Below are 19329 nucleotides of genomic sequence, written 5' to 3'. Positions count from 1 at the left end.
GTGGTGGTCACCAGCTCTCGCAGCGATCCGCAGGGGCCATCGGCGTGCCCGGCTCGCAGGCGAACGCCGCGGCGAACTCGGGCAGCTGCGCGAGCACGCCGTTGACGCGGTAGGCCGAAGGCGGGTGGACATCGCCGCCCTTGGCGAGCAGCTCGTCCATCATCGGGTGCATGCACATCGACTGCGCGTAGGCGACGAAGAAGAGCTGCTCGGAGCTGAGACCGCGGATCGTGCGGGCGTCGGGCTTCGCGTCGGCGAGCGCGGCGTGGGCGAAGTGAACGCCACCGATGTCGGCCATCGCCTCGGCGGCGACGGCTGCACCCCGACCGGCGAACGGCGCCTCGGTCATGCGGCGATCGTAGTCTGCGACGACGCAGGCCTCGGCCTCGCGTCGGGCCTCGACGACCTCGGGGCCCGGCAGCTCCTCGACCGGGCCCGCGAGCCACCAGCGCAGGTCGAGCGCGTGCGTGAGCTCGTGCCCGGCGATCGAGCCCATCGCGCCGTAGTCGTAGGCGACCGGGTAATCGCGACCGAACAGCGGCGGCTGCAGGATCGCCGCCGGGAACGACAGACCGTGGGACAGCGGCTCGAAGTAGGCGTTGAGATCGTGGGCGACGACGGTCCACGTGGACGCCAGCGGCCGACCGAGCCCATCGAGCTCGCGCCGCCACTTCGCCTCGCGGTGGGCGAGCGCGTCGTCGAGCGGTCGTCCGCTCGCACGCGTCAGATCGCGCGGCCACTGCTCGGGGTGGCCGACCCCGACGTGCAGCCGCGCGAGCCGGGCCTGTGCGCGTTGCGAGGCCGCCGCCGGCATCCATGGGATCGACGGCAGTCGACGATCGAGCGCCGCGCGCGTGCCGTCGATCATCCCCCTCGCCAGCGTGGCGGTCGCGGGATCGAACGCGCGCGCGAGGAAGGCTGCGTCGACCTCACCGGGGAACACTTCGCCGGTGAGCTCGCGGCAGACCTCGTCGCGCGACGGCACGCGATCGGCGACCGCGTGGTACAGGCCCTCCCATGCGCCGTCGAGCCGCGCGGTGTACGGCGCGACGGCATCGATGACGCGGGCCCGCAGGTACGCCTGCAGCACGAGGGGCTCGGCCAGCTGGTCGACGGCCGCGAACATCGCGACGAGATCGGCCTCGTCGAAGCGCACGCGTGCACCGGCGTCGAGCCCCGCGGCCTGCAGCAGGGCGTGCAGCTGCGCCAGCGCGGGGTTCTGCGCCAGCTCGGCGACGGTCGTGGTCTGCTGTACGCGTCCCTTCGTGCCGACCGGCAACGCCCGCTCGAAGGCCAACGCCGCCTCTGCGCGACGCACGGCGAGCGCCTTCGACTCGCCGAGCACCGTCATCGCGGTCACGTAGGCATCGCGGGTCGCCGCGAGATCGGGCGCCGCGAACTGCGGTCGCTCACCGCGACGCTGCAGGCCGATCTGCAGCATCGCGTTGCCGTCTTCGCCGGGCACCACCACGAACCGCAACGGACCGGTGATGCCGTGGGTCGCGAGCATGCCTGCGACCGACGCGAAGCTCGACGCATCGGTGACACCGTCGATCGCCGCGAGCAGCGGAGCGATCGCTTCGGTGCCGGCGCTCGCACGCGCCTGCGGATCGAGACATGCCATGAAGAAGGTCGCCGCGGGCGTCGATGCACCGGCCTGCACCAGGCCGCGGAACGCCTCCTCCATCGTGCGGTCGTGATGGCGCGCGACCTCGATGAGCCCGGTCGCGGCGGTGCTGCCCTCGGTCTCGAGCGCGCCGATCCAGCCTCCGCACGCATACTGATGGAAGTCCTGACAAGGGTCGCTGCGGCAGTCCATGCAATCGCGAACCCGCGTCGGCAGCGTCGCGGCGGTGGGCGGCGGCGCATCGAGTTGGTCGATCGCACGACCGGCGGCAACACTGGGACACGGGAACTTGCTTCGGTGCGCACAGCCGAGCGACACCGCAAACGCGAGCATGAAGATCCTCTTCATCGGCGGCGATCGTAGGGCATCGCGACGCCGCGAGGCAATGGGCCGAACGGCCAGCGCCGGTTCAGCCGGCGACGTAGAGGCCCGGCCGCGCGTCGTTGGCCCAGCTCGGCGAGTGCCCGGCGCCCGACTTGTCGGCGATGTCGTCGGGCGTCGGGTTCTTGTTGATGTACCAGACCGCAGCAGCGCCCGCGGCGGTCGCTGCCGCATCGTCCTCGCTCGCAGCCTCGACAACGATGTCGTCGATGTCGAGGGGCACGTCGAACAGTGCGAAGCCCCGCAGCACGCCACCGGGCGACTCGTTGTTGCTGCTGCCATCGCCGGTCCACGGCGAACCACCGAGCGTGAACGCCGGGCTGACCGCGTCCGCGGCCGCTGCGTTCACACCCGCGAGCGCGACACTCTGCTCGATGAACGCATCGGGTGCCGCGAGGTCGGGCCAGTAGCGATGCACGAGTTGGTTGCCGACGACCTCGCAGGTGCGCGCCTGCGTGACCCAGACATCCTTCGCCACCAGATACGTCGGGCCCGGGCCCGGCGACGCGATGAAGTCGGATGCGCCGAGGCCAGCGATCTCGTAGTAGTGCACGAGCCCCACGCTGCCGGTACCACCGGTCGACTGACCCGACGCCTCGACGGTGCCGGTGGTGGGGTAAGGATGGGTGCCGAACTCGAAGAGGCTCGCGTGCCAGGTGCCGTCGTTGCTGGTGTGCCAGGCGACGGCGTAGTAGCCGCTCTGCTGCACGTAGCGCGACTGCCAGATCGCGGTGTGCGAAGTGCGGGGCAGCATGTCGGCGCCATCCCAGACCAGTCGCGCATCGCTACCGGCCATGCCGTTGGTGGGGAACTCGAGCCCGGTGCCGGTGGTCGGGCCACCGCTGTCGCTGCCGTGCGTGCTGGTGCCCTCGGACACGGCGGTCGACGCCTCCCCGCTCGCGTCGGTCATGGTCGCGTCGGTCGCGGTCGCGTCGGTGGCGGCCGTGGACTGTGTCCCGACGGTGTCGGAGCCCACCGTGTCGGCGCCCTGGGTCGCACTCGCCGACTGCGAACCCACGGAGGCGCTCACGCCCGTGCCCGCGTCACCGCTCGACGACCCTTGTACGGGCCCACCGTCGCCGGTGCACGCGACGACGAGGCACCACGACAACCACCCACTTCGCGCGCGCATGCTCGCCAGACACTAGCAGGCTGCGCGCCGCAGGTGCGCGCGAACGCGGCGATCGGCTAACGTCGGTGTCATGAAGCGCCTCACGATAGTCGAGCGCGGGGTCAGCGACCTCGAGCGCCGACCCGGGCACCGGCGGGGTCACCACCGCGACCACCACCGCGACCACCGGCGCGCTCGACTCGAGCACCGGGGTCGACACCAGTGCTGGCAGCCAGGGCGAGTCGAGCAGCAGCGGCGGCACCGAGGTCACCTGCCCGCCGACCGGACCCGCCGACGTCGGCGTCGTCGACGAGGCGCTCCTGGTCGACAGCGATCGCATCGTCGTGTCCGAGAGCGGCACCATCATCGAGAACGTGCACGTACACGGCGACATCGAGATCGTCGACGGCGCCACCGACATCACGATCCGCAACTTTCGCATCACCACCGACGGCTACTGGGGCATCTTCGTGCGCGACGGCTCGAACATCGTCATCGAGGATGGCGAGATCGACGGCCAAGACGGCATCGACGACGCGATCCGCGGCGCCGACTACACCGCGCGACGGCTCTACATCCACGACATCGGCGGCGACTCGTTCAAGGCCGACGGCGGCAACGTGCTCGAGTGCAACTACGTCACCGCCATCGGCCAGGCCCCCGGGGCCCACGGCGACGGCGTGCAGATGATGGGCGACGGCGACATCGAGATCACCGCCAACAACTTCGACCTCACCAGCGGCGAGCTCACCGCGTGCATCTTCCCGTTCGGCACCGACCCCGTCTCCGGCCCCGTGCACGCCGACGGCAACCGGCTCGTCGGCGGTGCGTACATCGTGTACTGCCACGAGAACCTGCACATGACGAACAACGTCTTCGGCGACCAGTACGCGTATGGCCCGGTCACCGACACCTGCGGGACCTGGGAGAACAACACCTGGGAGTCGAGCGGCGAGCCGGTGCCGAACTGATGCGCTACACCGGTGCGAGCTCGAGGATCGCGGCGCCGGCCTCGACGTCGTCTTCGTCCTTCACCAGCACCGCGATCACCTTCGCGCGCGCGGGCATGCCCGGGCCGCCGTAGGTGAGGCGGTTGAAGGTCTTCATGACCTCGAGCAGCGCGAGCGTGTGGCCGTGTTCGATGACGTCGCCGACGCTGACGAAGGCGGGCTTGTCGGGGCCCGAGCGCGCGTAGAAGCGGCCCGAGAGCGGCGCGCGGAAGACCAGCGCGCCGCTGTCGACGGCTCGCTCGCCGCCGCGGGCCGCCGCCGCCGCGGCGCCGAGCTCGAGCGCGCCGAGCTCGAGCAGCACGTCGCCGTAGGCGACCGCGCGCTCGCCGAGGTGGGCGCCGGCGGCCGGCATCACCACACCCTCGCAGTCGTCGGGGGCGACGAGTTCGTGCAGCACGCCGAGCACCTCGAGCTCGCCGATCGACATGCCGCCCTGCACGCGCGCCCCGGGGGCCGGTGCGCGGCGCCACAGACCAACCGCAGGGGCGCCCAGCGTGGTGCCCTCGTCGCCCCGCACACAGGTCGCGACCAGCTGGCGTCGCGTCACTCGACCATCTTCGTGCCACGTGCTCATCGCAGGCCCTCGCTCAGGATCGCCAGGTCGTGCATGGACCAGATGCGGCTGTTCTTGATGCGGCGCTGGCCGATACCCTGATAGCTGGCTTCGACCAGCATCGAGAGGTACGAGCGCAGCTCACCGAGCTCGACGATCTCGTCGGTGTCCATCTGCCGCGCGGCCACCCACGGATCCATGTCGCCCTCGATGCGGGCCTCGACCGCGCGCATGCCCGCCTCGATCTTGCGGCGCTCGGCCTCATCGCGCGTGACGATCTGGAAGTCGTCGTCGAGCTTGGTGTTGTAGGTGGCGATCGCCAGCGTGCGCCCCTCCATCACGCTCAGGCGCGAGATCGTGGTCGACAGCTGCACCACCGGATCGTACGGCAGCCCCGCCATGGCGTAGTAGCCGGCGCCCGAGGCCTTGCGCAGCAACACCGTGAACATCGGCACGGTGTTGGTCGAGTTGGTGTAGATGAGGTTGCTGCCATAGGCGAGCAGGCCCTGGCGCTCGGCCTCGTGGCCGATGTCGAAGCCCGAGATGTCCTGCAGCCACACCAGCGGGATGCCGTCGTCGTTGCACGCGCGCGAGAACGCCGAGATCTTCGCGATGCCGGCGCGGTAGAGGATCGCTGCGGGGCGCCGCGCACCCGGACGCGCGGGGTCGCCGACCAGGCCCTGGCGGTTGGCCACGAAGCCACACCACAGGCCGTTGACGCGCCCGATGCCGCAGAGCATCTCCTCGCCGACCGACGGCATCACCTCCCACAGCAGCGACTGATCGACCAGGCGCGCCAGCACCTCGGTGGCGTCGTAGGCTTCGCGGTGATCGACGGGCAAGATGCCCGCCAGCTCGCCAGTGCCGAAGCGCGGATCGACCGGCCCGGCCTCGCCGCGGTAGTAATCGGCACCGGAGCTGGGCAGCTTGGCGATGTCGCGGCGCAGCGCAGCGATCAGCGTGTCGTCATCGGGCACGCGGACGTCGGCGCAGCGACTCACGTGCACGTGCACCTCGGGGCCGCCGATGTCGAGGCTGGTCATCTTCTGGCTCTTCGCGCCCTTGATGAGCGCAGCGCCGGCGATGACCATGTAGGCCTGCTCGGTCATGTAGACGCGGTCGCTGATGATCGGCATGTAGCCGCCGCCCGCGATGCAATCACCGAACACGCCGGCGACCTGCGGCACGCCGTGGCTCGACAGCAGGCTGTTCATCTTGAAGATGTGACCGGCTCCGGTCGCGCCGGGGAACGATCGCGACTGCTCGGGCAAGAACAGCCCGCTGCAATCGACCAGGTACACCGTCGGCAGCCGCAGCCGCAGCGCCATCATCTGCGCGCGCTCGATCTTCTCGGGCGTCTTGGGCCACCACGAGCCCGAGGCCACGGTGTTGTCGTTGGCGATGACCATGCACCAACGGCCATGCACCTGCGCGAACGCGGTCACGACCCCGGCGCCCGGCGACTTCTGCTTGCCCTCGCCGAACTCGAGGCCCCAGTTCACGAACGTGCCGACCTCGAAGGTGCGCGTGCCGGGGTCGGCCAGCGCGAGCAGCCGCTCACGCGCGGTGAGCTTGCCCTTGGCGTGCACGCGCGCGACGTACTCCGGGCCCCAGCCGGCCGCGACCTCGGCCCGCCGTGCGCCCAGCGTGGCCTCGCGGGCGGCGATCGCATCGAGGTTGGCCGCGAAGGTCGCGTCGTCGAGGAACGATCGGCGCGCGCGACCGATGGGCACGACTGGCACGTGGGTCATCGCCGCGGATGTTGGCAAACCTTGGCCGGGAAGGGGAGGGCTCGTGTGCGCGAGCCGGTGAGCGGCGGCTGGCGCGGTGCCTGCGGCCCACCACGACGAGGTGGGCTCGCGCGCCCCACTCAACCCTCGGGCGGCACGTAGTCTTCGCAGGCCTGATCGATGATCGGCAGCGCGGCGGCGAAGAACTGATCGTAGCTGGCCGCGCACACGTCGTCGGTGTAGCCGTTGGCGCCGAAGCGATTGGCGAAGCCGATCAACTTCGATGCTGGCACCGCACCGCAGGCGTTGTCACCGGCGAGGCCGACCAGCGCGAGCACGACCACGTTGGTGTCGAGATTCGACTTGTAGCCGCCGAGCTCGGCCTTCCATTCGTCCGGCGTACCGGTCGATCCGACGGTGTCGCACGGGTTGTCGAAGGCGTCGTTCGGGTCGCACATATAGGGCTCCGGCACGTCGTCCTCGTCGGAGATGAGCACGATGACCAACAACGAGTCATCGCGTGCGAAGCCCGCGTTGCACGCCCCGGAATCGGGCGCGTTGACCTCGGGACGCAACGCGTTCAGCAGTCCGCGCATCACCTTCTCGTCGTCGTTGCCCTGGCTGCCGACCTTGGCAGCGCACGCGAACTTGCTCGCGAGATCGGGCTCGCCCTCGTCGAGGTACCGGCCACCGCTGGCGAACGGACCGCAGACTTGGCTGCTCGCGTCGAAGCCACCGGTCTGCGTGACGAGATCGCCGATGTGGCGGCAGCTTGGATCGTTGAACGCATAGTCATCGCTGGTGACGATGCCGATGTGCACGCTTCCGGCGTTCTGCAGACTCGCCTCGACGCCGGCGACGAACCCCGGGAACGATGCGACCAACGACTGCTGATTGTCAGCCATGCTCGAGCTATCGTCGATCACGAACAAGATGTCGACGTTCGTGCACGAGTCAGCGCCGCCACCATCGCCGGCGGTCGCGCCCGTGACAGCGCCGACGTCGAGCTTCGTCATCGCGTCATCGCCAGAGCCGTCGGCGGACGCAGCCTCGGACGCCACCGACGCGTCGGTACTGTCGGCCGAAGCGTCGGTCGCCGTGACCGAACCGCCGACGCTCGAACCGTTGCCATCGTCGCGGAGATCGCCACCGCAGGCTGGCGCCGCCCATGCGATCACCGACACGACGATCCAGGCCAGCCGTTGCATCTGGACGAGGCGTAGGCCGACGCGCCCCGAAGGTTCCCGAACCACCCAAGCGGAAAGTCTCACGGCTCGACATCGCGCGGGGCACGGCCGCTTTGGTCGCGGTCGCACGCCGGGGTCGGCTCACTGGCCGGGTCGCCCATGGGGCGGCGCCTCCGACTCGCGATCGTTCACGGCGAGCCACTCCTGCAACTCGCGGCGATCGCCCGCGATGCCGGCGTCGTCCTCGCGGTAGAGCGTCAGCGCCTGGCGGGCGAGCCCGAGCGCGCGCTGGCGCTGTGCCGGGGTCTCGAAGAGTGCCCGCGCCAGCCCGAACATGATCTCGCCGCGCTCGTGCGGGACGATCTCTGCCCGATCGCTCAGCTCGAGCGCCCGCTCGAGCAGCGCGACCGCCTCGCCCGTGCGGCCGTTGCGACGCACGAGATCGCCGAGGTCGTAGAAGGCGATCGCGAGGTTCGCGTTGGTCTCTGGCGTCGACTCCACGATGATCTCGAGGCTCACGCGCGCCTCGGCCTCGGCCTCTTCGAGGCGACCCTGGGTCTCGAGCAACCCCGAGAGGTTGTTGCGCGCACCGCCGGTGTCGATATGCCGCGGGCCCAAGCTGCTCGTCAGTGCCGCGACCGCCTTGCGCAGCTCGACCTCGGCCTCGCGCAGCTGCCCCTGGGCCTCGAGCGCGTCGGCGAGGTTGATGCGGATCGCAGCGGTGTCGCGGTGCTCGGGCCCCTGCGCCGCGAGCATCGTCACCAACGCGCGCTGGTACCACGCGATGCCGTCGTCGACTCGCCCCTGGCGCACCAACACCTTGCCGACGTTGAACTGCGCGGTGGCGGTGTAGGGGTGCTCCGGTGACAGCGAGCGAGCGAAGCTCTCGGCGGTGCTGCGAAACTCCTGCTCGGCCTCGACGAGCCGGTCCTGTCGCATCAGCGTGATGCCGTAGTTGAGACGGTGCCCTGCGGTCATCGGGTGCTCGCGCCCGAGCGAGCGCTCGAGCGACTCGAGCGCGCGCAGCTGCTCCTGCGCGGCGTCCTCGTTGCGCCCCATGGCCTGATAGACCCGTGCGAGGTTGGCTCGCGCGTTCGCAGTCTCGGGATGATCGACGCCGAGCGAGCGCTCGCGCGAGTGCAAGGCCTCGGCGAACTCCGTGAGCGCGTCGTCGAGGCGCCCCTCGCCCAGCAGCGCGTTGCCGAGACCGCCGTGCGAGGCGGCGGTGTCGGGATGATCGGGGCCGAGTCGCAGGCTGCGGATCGCGAGCCCACGGCGGTGCTCGACCTCGGCCTCGGCGAAGCGCCCCTGGGACCACAGCGACATGCCGATGAGCGCATGCAGGCGCGCAGCGTCGAGCGAGTCGTCGCCGCGCAGCGCCTCGAACAGCGCCAGCGACTCGCGCAGTCGAGCCTCTGCATCGACGCCGCGGCCATCGGTCCCGACCACCGCCCCCATCGCCGCCAGCGCCTCGGCCTCGAGCTCGCCGCCGGGATCACGGCGACGCGCGAGCGCCAGTGCGACCTCGGCGTGCACGCGGCCCTCGCGGGGTCGCATCAATGACACCCCGACCGCGTTGGCGAGCGCGATCGCAGCCCGCACCGCCGACTCGTCGTAGCCCCGCTGCAGCGCGGTCGAGAGCGCGGCCTCGAGCCGCGGCACCACCTCGGCCCAGCGCGCCAGGCGGGCCAGCGCCGCGGCGACCGCCAGCTCGGTCTCGACCGCGAGCGGCGGGTACTCGTCGAGCGTGGCCTCACCGTTGACGGCGAGCGCTTGTCCCAACGACACCTCGAAGTGACCCGCAGCGAGGGAGCTCGCGGCGTGGGCCAGCTGCTCGCGCGCGGCGTCGACCCGCGCCGCGAGCTCGGCGTCGCGCGGCGGTGGCATCTCGGCCTGCAACGCTTCGGCGTCGGCACAGACCTCGAGCGCGGGCAGTGCGGTGATCAGGTCGACCGCGGCCGCGACCACACCGGGATCATCGACGAGCTGTTGCACCGCAACGTCCAGCTCGACCCGGCGCCGCTCCAGACACGCGCCGCGGAGGTCGAGCAGGGCCTCGGATTGCTCGCCGCGTACGCGCGTGGCCTCACAGGCATCGACGGCGGCCGCACGCCAGCGATCGACGCGCTCGTCCACCAGCGCGCCGACACGCGCGGCCATGTCGTCGGCGATGACGCTGCCTGCGGCGTGGAACGACGCGGCCAGCTCGCCCCGGCGAGCCTCGCTCCACGTCTCGCGCATGCGCGCTCCAGCCTCGGCGCACGGCGGAGTCGCGGACAGTCGCGTGACCACGACCGCTGCGATCGCGGCCGCCCCCGCACCGATCAGCCACCGGTTCCGCGTGCCGGCGCGCTCGGGCGGACGCGCGTGCGCCTCGAGCACGGCGACCAGCGCTGCCATGTCGGGCCAACGCCGAGTCGGATCGGCCGCGAGGCCGCGTCGAAGCGCCTCGCCCAGCGCCGCCGGAACCCCGTCGATCGCAGGCCACGGCGGCGGGCCGGACTGCTTCATCGCGACCAGGCCGTCGAAGTCCTGGCTGGCGAACACCGGCGCCCGCGCCAACGCCTCCCACAGCGCGACGCAGTACGCGTACTGATCGGCGCGCGCGTCGGCGGCGTCTCCGACGTGCTGCTCCGGCGCCATGTACTTGGGCGTGCCCACCACGGTGTCGGCCCGCGTCAGCGTGCGTTCCAGGCTGACGCTGTCGGCCGTGCCCGACATGAACGCCAGCATCGACGACTCGCTCTGCGGCGCATCGGCGACGGGTTTCGCGAGCCCGAAGTCGAGCACCTTCACACGGCCGTCGTCGGTGACGAGCGCGTTCGAGGGCTTGAAGTCGCGATGCACCAGGCCCACGCGATGGGCCGCGAGCAGGCCCTGGGCCGCCTGCACGTACGCGCCGACGATCGCCCGCCACGGCCGAGCCGGCGCCGCGCACCAGACATCGAGCGTCGGTCCTGCGACGTACTCCATCGCGAGTACCACCACGTCGTCGATGACCTCGACGTCGTGCACCGCGACCACGTTGGGGTGGCTGAGCTGCGCCATCGCCTGCGCCTCGCGCAGCATGCGAGCCGCGGCCTCGGTGCCGACGGCCCCACGGCGCACGCGCTTGAGCGCGACCTCGCGGTGCAGCTTGGGGTCATAGGCACGCTCGACCGTGCCCATGCCGCCCTCGCCGATGCGCTCGACCAGCACGTAGCGGCCGAGTGCGCGGCCGAGGTCGGCGTACGGGTCTGCACCGACCCGATCGGACGCAGCGCCCGGCGTCGACGAGGACTCGCCGTCACCGGAGGCTCGATCGAGGCGGGTGAGCGAGTCGGTGTCGACCACCGCAGATCAGCGTAACACGCGGGTGGACCGAGCCGCGCCCGCCCAGGGCCACCGCCCGCGGCGACGACGGGGCCGAGCAACACGTCGGTGACGGCTACGGCCGCGATTCCATGTTGATGTGGAAGTGCGCCGGCCGTGCGACGAGATCGGCGAAGAAGTCCTTCGACCACGTATTCTTGCCGTCGGGACCGGGGTCGTTCCATCCGTCGGACTGGTTGGCGAACTTGGGGCCAGCGAGGCCGTCCTTCGTGCCGAGGCCGATGTTGTACGACCAGTTGGGCACGTAGTCGGTGCCGAGCACGAGCTGGAACTCGACATCCCAGGGCAGCAGGCTGCTGCGGTTCCACTCGGTCGCGAAGAGGTTCCAATTGCCGGCGCTGTCGAGGCGATAGACGATCGAGAGATCGACGCCTTCGATGTTGTCCTCGAACTCCCAGTAGCGCTCGCTCCTCACCACGGTCACGCTCATCGCCGTGCTCGATGTGAGGCCGCCAGGCGCCGTCGCGCGCAGCTCCAGCGGCTGACCGGAGCCGTAGACCCCGCCGTCCAGCTGCAGCGTGACGTCGACGGTCTTCGCCTCATTGGCGGCGAGCGCCACGCTCGGCGATCCCACCAGCGTCATGCCGGTGGGCAGGGTGTCGGCCGTGATCGTGGCCGTGCGAGCGGCACCGAGGTTGAGCACCTGCATCTTCGTGGTGAACTTTGCCTTCTGCACGGGCACGTACGTGTCGAGCACGAGCAGGTCCGCGGTTGGGCTCAGCACGACGCCCTCGATGCGCACGCCGTTGAACATCGCCGAGATCGGCACGCTGACGCTGAACTTCTCGTCCTTCACCCGCAGCTTGCCCTTCTTGATGCCGGCCATCATCTTGCCGAGCTCGAACTGCGGCGCGAACTCGACGGTGACCGCGAACTGTTGTCCCGCACGCACGGCGAGCGCGAACGGTGCGCTCGTGCGCGAGTCCGAAGCGTTCATCAGCGGCCCGGTCGCCGTCATCGTGTACGAGCCGTCGTACGCCACGATGCGAGAGATCCGAAACGGCGCCCCGGTGGGCAGCGTCGCGGTGACGAAGCCGTCGGCATTCGCCGTGAACCACACCGACTGCCGCTTGACCTCCTTGTCGTAGGCCGCCGGCAGCTGCAGCTGCTTCGGTGAGTACTCGGGTGGTGCGGTCAGCACCGTCGCGAGCTGCGCCCACTCCGACTGGACCATGCCGCGCGCTTGCTTGCGCGTCTGCCCACGCGGTGGCGCACCGACGGGCCCACGGCTGCGCGCCGCATCGCGCTCGGGAAGCTTCGCGGCGAGCAGCAACTCGAGCTGCTCCGGGCTCGCGAGCCCAGCGACCTCGTCGCGCGAGCGCTTGCCGGCCGCGACGTCCCGCAACACCTCGGCGACGACCTCCGGATGATGCAGCTTCGCGTAAGTCCACGATCCGATGCGTGGCTCCGCGTCGGTGCGCTTCGCGGCGCTCTTGTGCCCGGCCGGCCACGCCTTGCGCGGCGCGGACCTGGCGGGCGCCGCCGGGCCTCGCGGACGCGGCAGCGAGGGTGCCGCGAACGCGGTGGTGGTGGCGAAGATCAGCATCAACACCGCAACGAAGGACAGTCGCATCGCCTCCGATCGTAGCGCCCGTGGTGGCGCCCATGCCGACGATCGACGCGGCGGCGCCGGGCGTGACCGCACTTCGGGGCAGGTGTCACAACGGTGCAGACGTGCATCTGGGCGGTGGCCGGGCGTCACGGTCGTGAGCTCGGGCGGGATTGGAACCTGGGGGTTCTGCGGACGGGCGCCGGTGGCGAGAAACCGCGCGGCCGCGCGCGGCGTCTGTCTAGGAGCGCCCAGCTCCATGCTGCAATCCGTCGCGGATCTCGCCTTCTCGCCGCTCGCGTTGCCCGATCGCGCCGTGGTGCAGGGCTTCTTCGATCGCGCGCGGCATCCGCTGTGCGAGTACAGCTTCGGAGCGCTGTTCCCGTGGCAGCCGGTGTTCGGCACCAGCTGGGCGATCTTCGCCGATCGTTGGTTGCTCGTCCGCTACGTCGTGGATGAAGAGGAGCGCTTCGTGTGCCCGGTCGGTCGCGACGCCGACGTGCGTCCGGTCGTCGACGCATGCCTCGAGCTCCTGCGGCGTCGCGGCGGCGCGGCGCGGATCGACTACGTGCCGGCCCGCGTGGCCGAGGCGCTGCGGCGTGCCGGCTACACGCTCGTCGACGATCGCGACAACGCCGACTACGTGTATGCGCGCGAGGACCTCGCCGAGCTGCCCGGCCGACGTCATCACGGCAAGCGCAACCATGTCGCTGCATTCATGCGCGCCGGCGAGCATCGCTTCGAGCCGCTCGGCGCGGCGAACTGGCACGACGCGATGGCGCTGGCCGAGCGCGCGTGCGGGGACCTGCACGCGCCGGATGCGGTCGCGCTCGTGCGGGCGCTCCAGCACCACGAGCGGCTCGGCTTCACGAGCCGTCTGTTGCGCGGGCATCGCGGGCTGCCGATCGGCGTGGCGCTCGGCGAGCCGCTCGGTGCGGAGACGTTCGTCGTGCACTTCGAGCTCGCGGATCGTTCGTATCCCGGCGCGTACCAGGCACTCGGTCAGCTGTATGCACGGGAGATCCCGACGCACTTCCGCTTCGTCAATCGCGAGCAGGACATGGGCGCGCCCGGGCTACGCCGAGCGAAGCTGTCCTACCGCCCGCTGCGGATGGAGCCCTCGTTCTCCGTGCTCGGGTGAGCTCGGGCCGACATCGCGTCACCGCGGCACGGTTGGTCCAAACATTTTTCCGTGATCGAACCCGCCGGTGGCACGTCTACGTCGGAATGAAGCAGGTGCGCTGTCACTCGTGTCAGGCTTCCATCAACGAGGCGGACGCCCTGTTCGCGGCGGACGGCATGATCTGCCCGCCGTGCCACGCAAAGGCCGAGGCCACCGCGGGTGGCTTCGACGATGGCAGCGGCGCCTTTCCCCGCCTCGATGCGTCGCCGTTCACCCGCACCCGCGTCACGCAGGAGCGGCAGGACGACGGCACGGTGGTCACACACGTCAGCGAGAGCAGCGTCGACCTCGGACCCTTCAACGCGATCATTCGCCTCGTGCGGCGCCTGTTCGGCCGCCGGGACGATTGAACATCGGCGAGCGCTCGCGGGTCACTCGCTCGCGAGGCGGCGGTGCCGGAACGCGTCCGTGCCCGCGAGCGCACCGATGAGCTGCAGCATGTCGCCGCCCGCCTGCTGCGAGGCGGCGTCGATCGAGCCCTCGTCCTCGAGGCCGTCGGGCCGCGAGAGCGCGAAGCGCAGCCACTGCCGCGAGACGCACGAGGCCGCCGCCGGACTGGCCGCGAGCGCGTCGATCATCTCGGTGGCGTTGGCGTAGGTGCCGTCGAAATCCGTGCCCACGACCTCGGCCGCCGACTCGACCGGCCACTCGCCGTCCATCGTGCGCCACTGGCCGACGCCGTCGTAGTTCTCGAACAGGAACCCCAGCGGGTTGATCATCTTGTGGCACCCCGCGCAGGTCGGGCCTGCGGTGGCGTCTTCGATCTGCTGGCGGGCAGACGAGCTCGAGTCGAAGTCGATGGTCGTGCTCACGCCCTGCGGCGGCACCAGCTCGCGACACAGCACGTCGGTGAGCAGGCTCTTGCCGCGGTAGATCGGCGCGCGCTCGGGCGTGCGGGCGTGGGTGGTCAGGTAGCTGGCGTGGGTCAGCAGACCGCGACGCTGGCTGCCGTCGAGCGTGATCTCGCCGTCTTGCCCCTGCTCGGTCACACCATCGCCATAGAACGCAGCGAGCTCCGGCGACGCGAACGAGTAGTCGGCACCCAGCAAGGTCGCGAGCTGGGCGTCGTCCTCGCGGAACACGTGCAGCACGAAGCGTCGGGTCTCGTCGGCCATGTCGTCGCGCAGGGCCTCGAACTGCGGGAAGCGCTCGGCGTCGACCAGCTCCGTCTCGAGCGCCTCGATGCCGAGCCAGCTCTCGTGGAAGCGCACGATGGTCTCGTCGGCACGCGGATCGGCGAGCAGGCGGTCGACGTGGGCACGCAGCCCCTCGGGCGCGTCGAGCTCGCCGGCCGCAGCCGCGTCGAGCAGTTCGTCGTCGGGCCCCTGCCCCCACAGGAAGAACGACAGCCGCGCGCCGACCTCGAAGCCGGTCAGGCGCCGGACGTCGTCGTCGTCGCCCTCGGCGCCCTTCTCGAGCAGGTAGAGGAAGTCGGGCGTCTGCAGCATCGCCGTGACCACCATGCGCATCGCGTCGGCGAGCGTGCCACTCTCGCGGGTGGCGTCCCAGAACTGCGTGAACACGCCGAGCTCCGCGTCCGACAGCGGTCGGCGATAGATCCGGCGGCCGTAGGTGGCGACGAACGCCGACACGCACGCCGGCGCTTCCTCGCAACCGAGCAGCTCGGCCGCGTGGGCGCCCGCGGCCTCGCCGATGTCCTCGGCGACCACGCGATACGCATCGGCGGCGTCGACACTGACGTCGAGGCCCGCGTTGCTGACGAAGCGGCCGATCTTGCCGTCCGACGGCAGCTTCTCGAAGTCGATCTCGGCAGCGAACGCGTCGCCGAAGATCGCAGTGACCGTGCGCTCGTACTCGGCGCGTGTGAGGCGAGCGAGGCCCGATGGCGAGACCGCGACGTCGGCCGCGTCGCCGCTGTCACCGGTGCCCGCGTCGTCGGCAGCCGACCCTCCGGTCGTGGCCGCGTCGTCGCCCCCATCGGCGCCCGCACCCCCTGCGGCACCAAGCCCGGTGTAGCAGCCGACGCCCTGTGTGAGGACCGTGGCGAGGACGATGCGTCTCATGCGAGCTCCTCCAGCGGACCGGTCGAGATGGTCGTATCGCCGACCGCGTCGACATCCGCGAGGCCCATGGCCTGGCAGATCGAGACCAGCAGCTTGTTCATGGGCTGACCGCCGGTGTACTCGGAGTAGTTGCTGATCGGGTCGTAGCTACCCCATCGCAGGTAGCGTCCGGCCGTGAACGCGCCGAAGCTGCTGCCCTGGACCATCACGATCGGCACGTTGCGGTTCGAGTGCGTGCCGCCTTCGCTCATCTCCGACGCCCACACCAGCAGCGTGTTGTCGAGCACGTCGGCGGGCAGCAGATCGAGCAGCTCGGTGGCCAGCATCTTCGAGCGCCAGTTCTGCAGGTTCGCCATGTCCTCGCGGGCGATGGCGCGGTCCTGGTCGGACGGTACGGTGTCGCCGACGACGTCGTAGCTCATGGTGTGCGCCAGCGTGTGGATCGAGCCGAAGTTGCGTGCGTAGCCCTCCTCCACCATGTAGTTGCCGTAGCCCTCCGAGTGGGGCCAGTCGAAGCAGGCCACGCGCGTCAGATCGCACAACAACGCGTGGCGCATCAGCTCGAACTGCAAGCGCGTGAAGACGTGGACCAGGTTGTAGTCGTGGACCTGGCTCTCGCTGTAGTCGTCGGGGCGCATCGGCACCTCGCACGCTGCGGTCACCTGGCTGATGCGCTTCTCGAGCTCGCGCAGGCTGTCGAGGTGGGCGTCGAAGCGCGCGCGATCGACATCCGGCATCTCGGTGCGCACGCGGGTGAGCTCGCCGTTGACGAGGTCGATCACGCTCTTGCGCTCGGCGCGGATGCGGGCGGCGATCGCCGGGTCGTCGCCCATCACGCCGTCGAACAGGGTGTCGAACGCGCTCGCGGGGTTGAGCTGGGGATTGATCGGCTGCGCGGCATCGGGGGTACCGGTGCGGTAGTGGCAGATGCCGTTGGGGCCCTGGTTGTCGCCATCGGTCGCGATCGGCCAGGTGCCCCAGTAGTAGGCGGGGAACTTGGTCTCGCCACCGATGCGCTCGCCGATGATCGTGTCGATCGACGCCGCGGTCGGCCAGCCGAGCATCTCGTCCGGACGCACGGTGCCGGTCGGCACCTCGACCCCCGTCCACATCGTGCCCTGTCCGAAGTGACCGGTGCCCGGACCGCGGATCGCGGCCTCGTTGTCGATCCCATCGAGCACGAGCATGCGACTCTGATAGGCCGCGAGGGGCTCGAGCGCATAGCTGAGCGTGAAGTCGGTCTCGGTGCCCATCGGCCGCCACCGCGTCATGTCGGTGCCCTGACCGTTGGTGATGAGGACCAGCCGCTTGGGTTGGGTCGCCGCCTCCGCAACCGAGCGGGGCAGGAACGGCGCGAGCGCGCTGCCGGTGACCCCGATCCCGGCCGCCGCCAGCAGGCGTCGCCTCGACCATCGTGTGTGCCGCATCGTGGTGCCCATGTTACCCGAGCACGCGAAGCGTCCCACCTTGCCGATCGTGTGGGGTCGATCGCAATCGCGTCCGGAGATCAGAGCGCGGACTCGCCCCCGAGCGTCACGGTCGGCTCGGGATCGAGCGTGCGCCGCAGGAAGAACCAATCGTACTCGGCGACGCAGACGTAGTGATCGACGAAGACCTCGCCCATGTACAGCCAGTGCGGGCCCCCGGGATCGCGGACCGACGACCACGGCACGGCGGTGGTGGTGGTGAGCAGCTCGTCGCCGTCGGAGGCCACCACGTAGAACTCGTCCGCCGAGCTGACCAGCGCGTGCGTCGTGTAGGTGCCCAGGCCGGCGTCGCCCCAGAAGACCGACGGCTCGATCCACGCCGCGCCGTCCCACGACAGATCCGCCCCGCCGGTCGCGGTGTAGGCCAGGCCCTGCGCGTGGCTGGTCAGGTGCTGGGCCGAGATCATGCGACGGTCGTGTTCCGGCTCGGGGAGGCTGACCTCGGGCGGCTGCGCCGACGCGACCAACGTGAAGTACTTCATGTTCGAGTCGACATCGTTGCCCGAGACCAGGCGGGCTCGGTTGACGAACTCGAAGCGACGATCGTCCGGCAACGGCTCGGACAACACCACGATCGCCGCCGCGGCGATGTCGAGCGCGTCGTACCACACGCGCAGCGTTCCGCCATCGACGCTCAGCGCCCCGGGGGGATTGATCGAGGCCAGCAGGCCCGGCGGCAGCTCGTCGCCCTCGAAGTCACTGCCGACCTCGAACACCGCATTCCAGTCGTTGGCCACCGGCGCCGGATCGTCGTGGCCGTAGTAGAGGAAGATGCCGCGCTGGACCTCGCCCGTCGCCACTGCCGCGGGCGCGGCGAACCACACCCGCGTGTCGGCGGCGTTCCAACCGATGCGCGGATCGGCGACGCGATCGAGCTCGACGACGGGGCAATCGTCGACCACCTCGAACACACGCACGTCGCTGCCGTCCGGCAGCGACATTCCGGCGGCCACCAGCGCGGCGTGGTCGAGCGGTACCGCGATCGAGTGGCCTGCCTCGACCGGCGCGCCGGCCTCGATCGTGAGCTCGCGTCGATACGCGTAGCCGCGTTGGCACTCGATCGCACCGCCGGTGACGCGCTCGGGTCCGCTGTCGGTGTCGAGCACGCCCGAGACATCCGATGCATCGCCGGTGGTGTCCGGCAGCGGCACGCAGGTGCCGGCGCGCGACGACGCATACGGCGAACGACGCAGGCCCGACGCGCACGCGTCGTCGGCATATGCACACGCACCGTCGGCCAGACACTGCCCGCCGACGAGCTCGGGCCGGTTGCACTCCTGCGGCGTGCGACACTCGAAGCTGCCCAGCGACGGACAACCCGCGCCGACCAGCGCCGCGAGGGCGACGATGCTCGCGCGAGGGCCCACCACGGACCCATGCTAGCAGGGGCCCACCGCCCTCCCCATGCCAGATCGTCGCGTTCTCGTCGGCAGCTCAGAAGCGGATGGTGACCCCCGAGTCGAGCGCGACCACGACGCGGGCGCGCGTGCGGCCGCGCGCGACCACGCCCCATCGAATCGCCCCACCCACCGCGAGGGCCCCGCCTGCGGCGAGCAATCCGAGGCCGCTGCCCCACATGGGACGCACGGTCCCTCGGCGTCGCTCGAAGTCCGCTTCCGACGACGGGCGCGCATCGAGCCGCGTGTACGACGCGCCGAACAAGCCGGCGCCGACCACCGCGAGCACGGCCCCGACCCCGAGCAACACCGCGCCCGCACGATCCGCGGACCACGGTGGCGTGGTGGGCTCGGGTGGCGGCGTCGGTGGCTCGCGCGGTGGCGTCGGGTCGACCCGCGGCGCTGCAGCCGGACCGAGGATCCCGCGGCAGGCATCGATCGCGTCGCTCGCTGCGTCGACGTCGGCGCGCGGCGGCTCGGTCGCGATGAAGCGCTCGAACACCGCGATCGCGGCACGACAGTCCCCGGCGCGCCGCAACGCCTGGGCCTCACCGAACAGCAGCGCAGGATCGCCGGTCTCGGCATAGCCGCGCTCGAACGCAGCCGCCGCCCCGGCATAGTCGCCCGCGCGGATCCGCTGCGCGGCATCGTCCGCGGCGGACGGCGGCGCGAGGGCGAGGACGACGAGACACGGCCAGTGCATCCGGGGGCCGCAGCT

General features: G+C 70.8%; 14 protein-coding genes. 3 read left to right on the top strand and 11 right to left on the bottom strand.

Annotation, left to right across the window (positions count from 1 at the left end):
* Positions 1 to 7 precede the first annotated feature (7 nt).
* Together IPH07_38980 and IPH07_38975 are read right to left on the bottom strand one after the other, a co-directional pair.
* Positions 8 to 1975, bottom strand: coding sequence for a M13 family metallopeptidase (locus IPH07_38980; GenBank protein ID MBK6923437.1), 1968 nt, complete (start codon positions 1973 to 1975; stop codon positions 8 to 10).
* Positions 1976 to 2036: 61 nt separating this feature from the next.
* Positions 2037 to 3038, bottom strand: coding sequence for a hypothetical protein (locus tag IPH07_38975; protein ID MBK6923436.1), 1002 nt, complete (start codon positions 3036 to 3038; stop codon positions 2037 to 2039).
* A gap of 425 nt (positions 3039 to 3463) precedes the next feature.
* Here IPH07_38975 and IPH07_38970 point away from each other — a divergent pair, with 425 nt between their 5' ends.
* Positions 3464 to 4090, top strand: a complete 627-nt coding sequence (locus IPH07_38970) for a right-handed parallel beta-helix repeat-containing protein (protein ID MBK6923435.1) — start codon at positions 3464 to 3466, stop codon at positions 4088 to 4090.
* 4 nt (positions 4091 to 4094) lie between these two features.
* Here the strand turns inward: IPH07_38970 and IPH07_38965 are convergent, their stop codons facing one another.
* The 5 genes from IPH07_38965 to IPH07_38945 form a co-directional block, all read right to left on the bottom strand.
* A complete protein-coding gene (locus tag IPH07_38965) occupies positions 4095 to 4703 on the bottom strand; it encodes a hypothetical protein (GenBank protein MBK6923434.1) in 609 nt (202 codons plus the stop codon).
* Positions 4700 to 6433 carry a propionyl-CoA carboxylase gene (locus tag IPH07_38960; GenBank protein MBK6923433.1) on the bottom strand — a complete coding sequence of 578 codons (1734 nt, stop codon included), beginning with the start codon at positions 6431 to 6433 and terminating at the stop codon, positions 4700 to 4702. The genes IPH07_38965 and IPH07_38960 overlap by 4 nt, the downstream gene beginning before the upstream one ends.
* A 119-nt stretch (positions 6434 to 6552) precedes the next feature.
* Entirely contained in the window at positions 6553 to 7620 is a 1068-nt protein-coding gene (locus IPH07_38955; protein MBK6923432.1) for a hypothetical protein, read from the bottom strand.
* Between the two features lie 120 nt (positions 7621 to 7740).
* A complete protein-coding gene (locus IPH07_38950) occupies positions 7741 to 10932 on the bottom strand; it encodes a serine/threonine protein kinase (GenBank protein MBK6923431.1) in 3192 nt (1063 codons plus the stop codon).
* A 94-nt stretch (positions 10933 to 11026) separates the two neighbouring features.
* Positions 11027 to 12781, bottom strand: coding sequence for a hypothetical protein (locus IPH07_38945; protein MBK6923430.1), 1755 nt, complete (start codon positions 12779 to 12781; stop codon positions 11027 to 11029).
* Here IPH07_38945 and IPH07_38940 point away from each other — a divergent pair.
* On the top strand, positions 12780 to 13661 hold the full coding sequence (locus IPH07_38940; protein MBK6923429.1) for a DUF2156 domain-containing protein: 882 nt from the start codon (positions 12780 to 12782) through the stop codon (positions 13659 to 13661). The genes IPH07_38945 and IPH07_38940 overlap by 2 nt on opposite strands.
* Positions 13662 to 13756: 95 nt before the next feature.
* Entirely contained in the window at positions 13757 to 14053 is a 297-nt protein-coding gene (locus IPH07_38935; protein MBK6923428.1) for a hypothetical protein, read from the top strand.
* A 21-nt stretch (positions 14054 to 14074) separates the two neighbouring features.
* On the opposite strand, the gene IPH07_38930 is transcribed toward IPH07_38935, so the two are convergent.
* From IPH07_38930 to IPH07_38915, 4 genes are all read right to left on the bottom strand, one after another.
* On the bottom strand, positions 14075 to 15727 hold the full coding sequence (locus IPH07_38930) for a DUF1592 domain-containing protein (protein ID MBK6923427.1): 1653 nt from the start codon (positions 15725 to 15727) through the stop codon (positions 14075 to 14077).
* On the bottom strand, positions 15724 to 17154 hold the full coding sequence (locus IPH07_38925; protein ID MBK6923426.1) for a DUF1552 domain-containing protein: 1431 nt from the start codon (positions 17152 to 17154) through the stop codon (positions 15724 to 15726). Before IPH07_38925 ends, IPH07_38930 begins: the two co-directional genes overlap by 4 nt.
* 80 nt (positions 17155 to 17234) lie before the next feature.
* Positions 17235 to 18584: a hypothetical protein gene (locus IPH07_38920; protein MBK6923425.1), complete on the bottom strand. Its 1350-nt coding sequence runs from the start codon at positions 18582 to 18584 to the stop codon at positions 17235 to 17237.
* 64 nt (positions 18585 to 18648) lie between these two features.
* Entirely contained in the window at positions 18649 to 19314 is a 666-nt protein-coding gene (locus IPH07_38915) for a hypothetical protein (GenBank protein MBK6923424.1), read from the bottom strand.
* Positions 19315 to 19329 lie beyond the last annotated feature (15 nt).

The organism is Deltaproteobacteria bacterium (assembly GCA_016709225.1).
Taxonomy (GTDB): domain Bacteria; phylum Myxococcota_A; class Polyangia; order Nannocystales; family Nannocystaceae; genus Xiheibacterium; species Xiheibacterium phototrophicum.
This window is presented reverse-complemented; position numbering and strand designations above follow the sequence as displayed.

Bases quoted from the DNA above. Each gene is read 5' to 3' on its own strand.
- IPH07_38960 (MBK6923433.1), bottom strand. From the start codon at position 6,433: ATGACCCACGTGCCAGTCGTGCCCATCGGTCGCGCGCGCCGATCGTTC.
- IPH07_38925 (MBK6923426.1), bottom strand. From the start codon at position 17,154: ATGCGGCACACACGATGGTCGAGGCGACGCCTGCTGGCGGCGGCCGGG.
- IPH07_38930 (MBK6923427.1), bottom strand. From the start codon at position 15,727: ATGAGACGCATCGTCCTCGCCACGGTCCTCACACAGGGCGTCGGCTGC.
- IPH07_38965 (MBK6923434.1), bottom strand. From the start codon at position 4,703: ATGAGCACGTGGCACGAAGATGGTCGAGTGACGCGACGCCAGCTGGTC.
- IPH07_38915 (MBK6923424.1), bottom strand. From the start codon at position 19,314: ATGCACTGGCCGTGTCTCGTCGTCCTCGCCCTCGCGCCGCCGTCCGCC.
- IPH07_38945 (MBK6923430.1), bottom strand. From the start codon at position 12,781: ATGGAGCTGGGCGCTCCTAGACAGACGCCGCGCGCGGCCGCGCGGTTT.
- IPH07_38955 (MBK6923432.1), bottom strand. From the start codon at position 7,620: ATGCAACGGCTGGCCTGGATCGTCGTGTCGGTGATCGCATGGGCGGCG.
- IPH07_38940 (MBK6923429.1), top strand. From the start codon at position 12,780: ATGCTGCAATCCGTCGCGGATCTCGCCTTCTCGCCGCTCGCGTTGCCC.
- IPH07_38980 (MBK6923437.1), bottom strand. From the start codon at position 1,975: ATGAAGAGGATCTTCATGCTCGCGTTTGCGGTGTCGCTCGGCTGTGCG.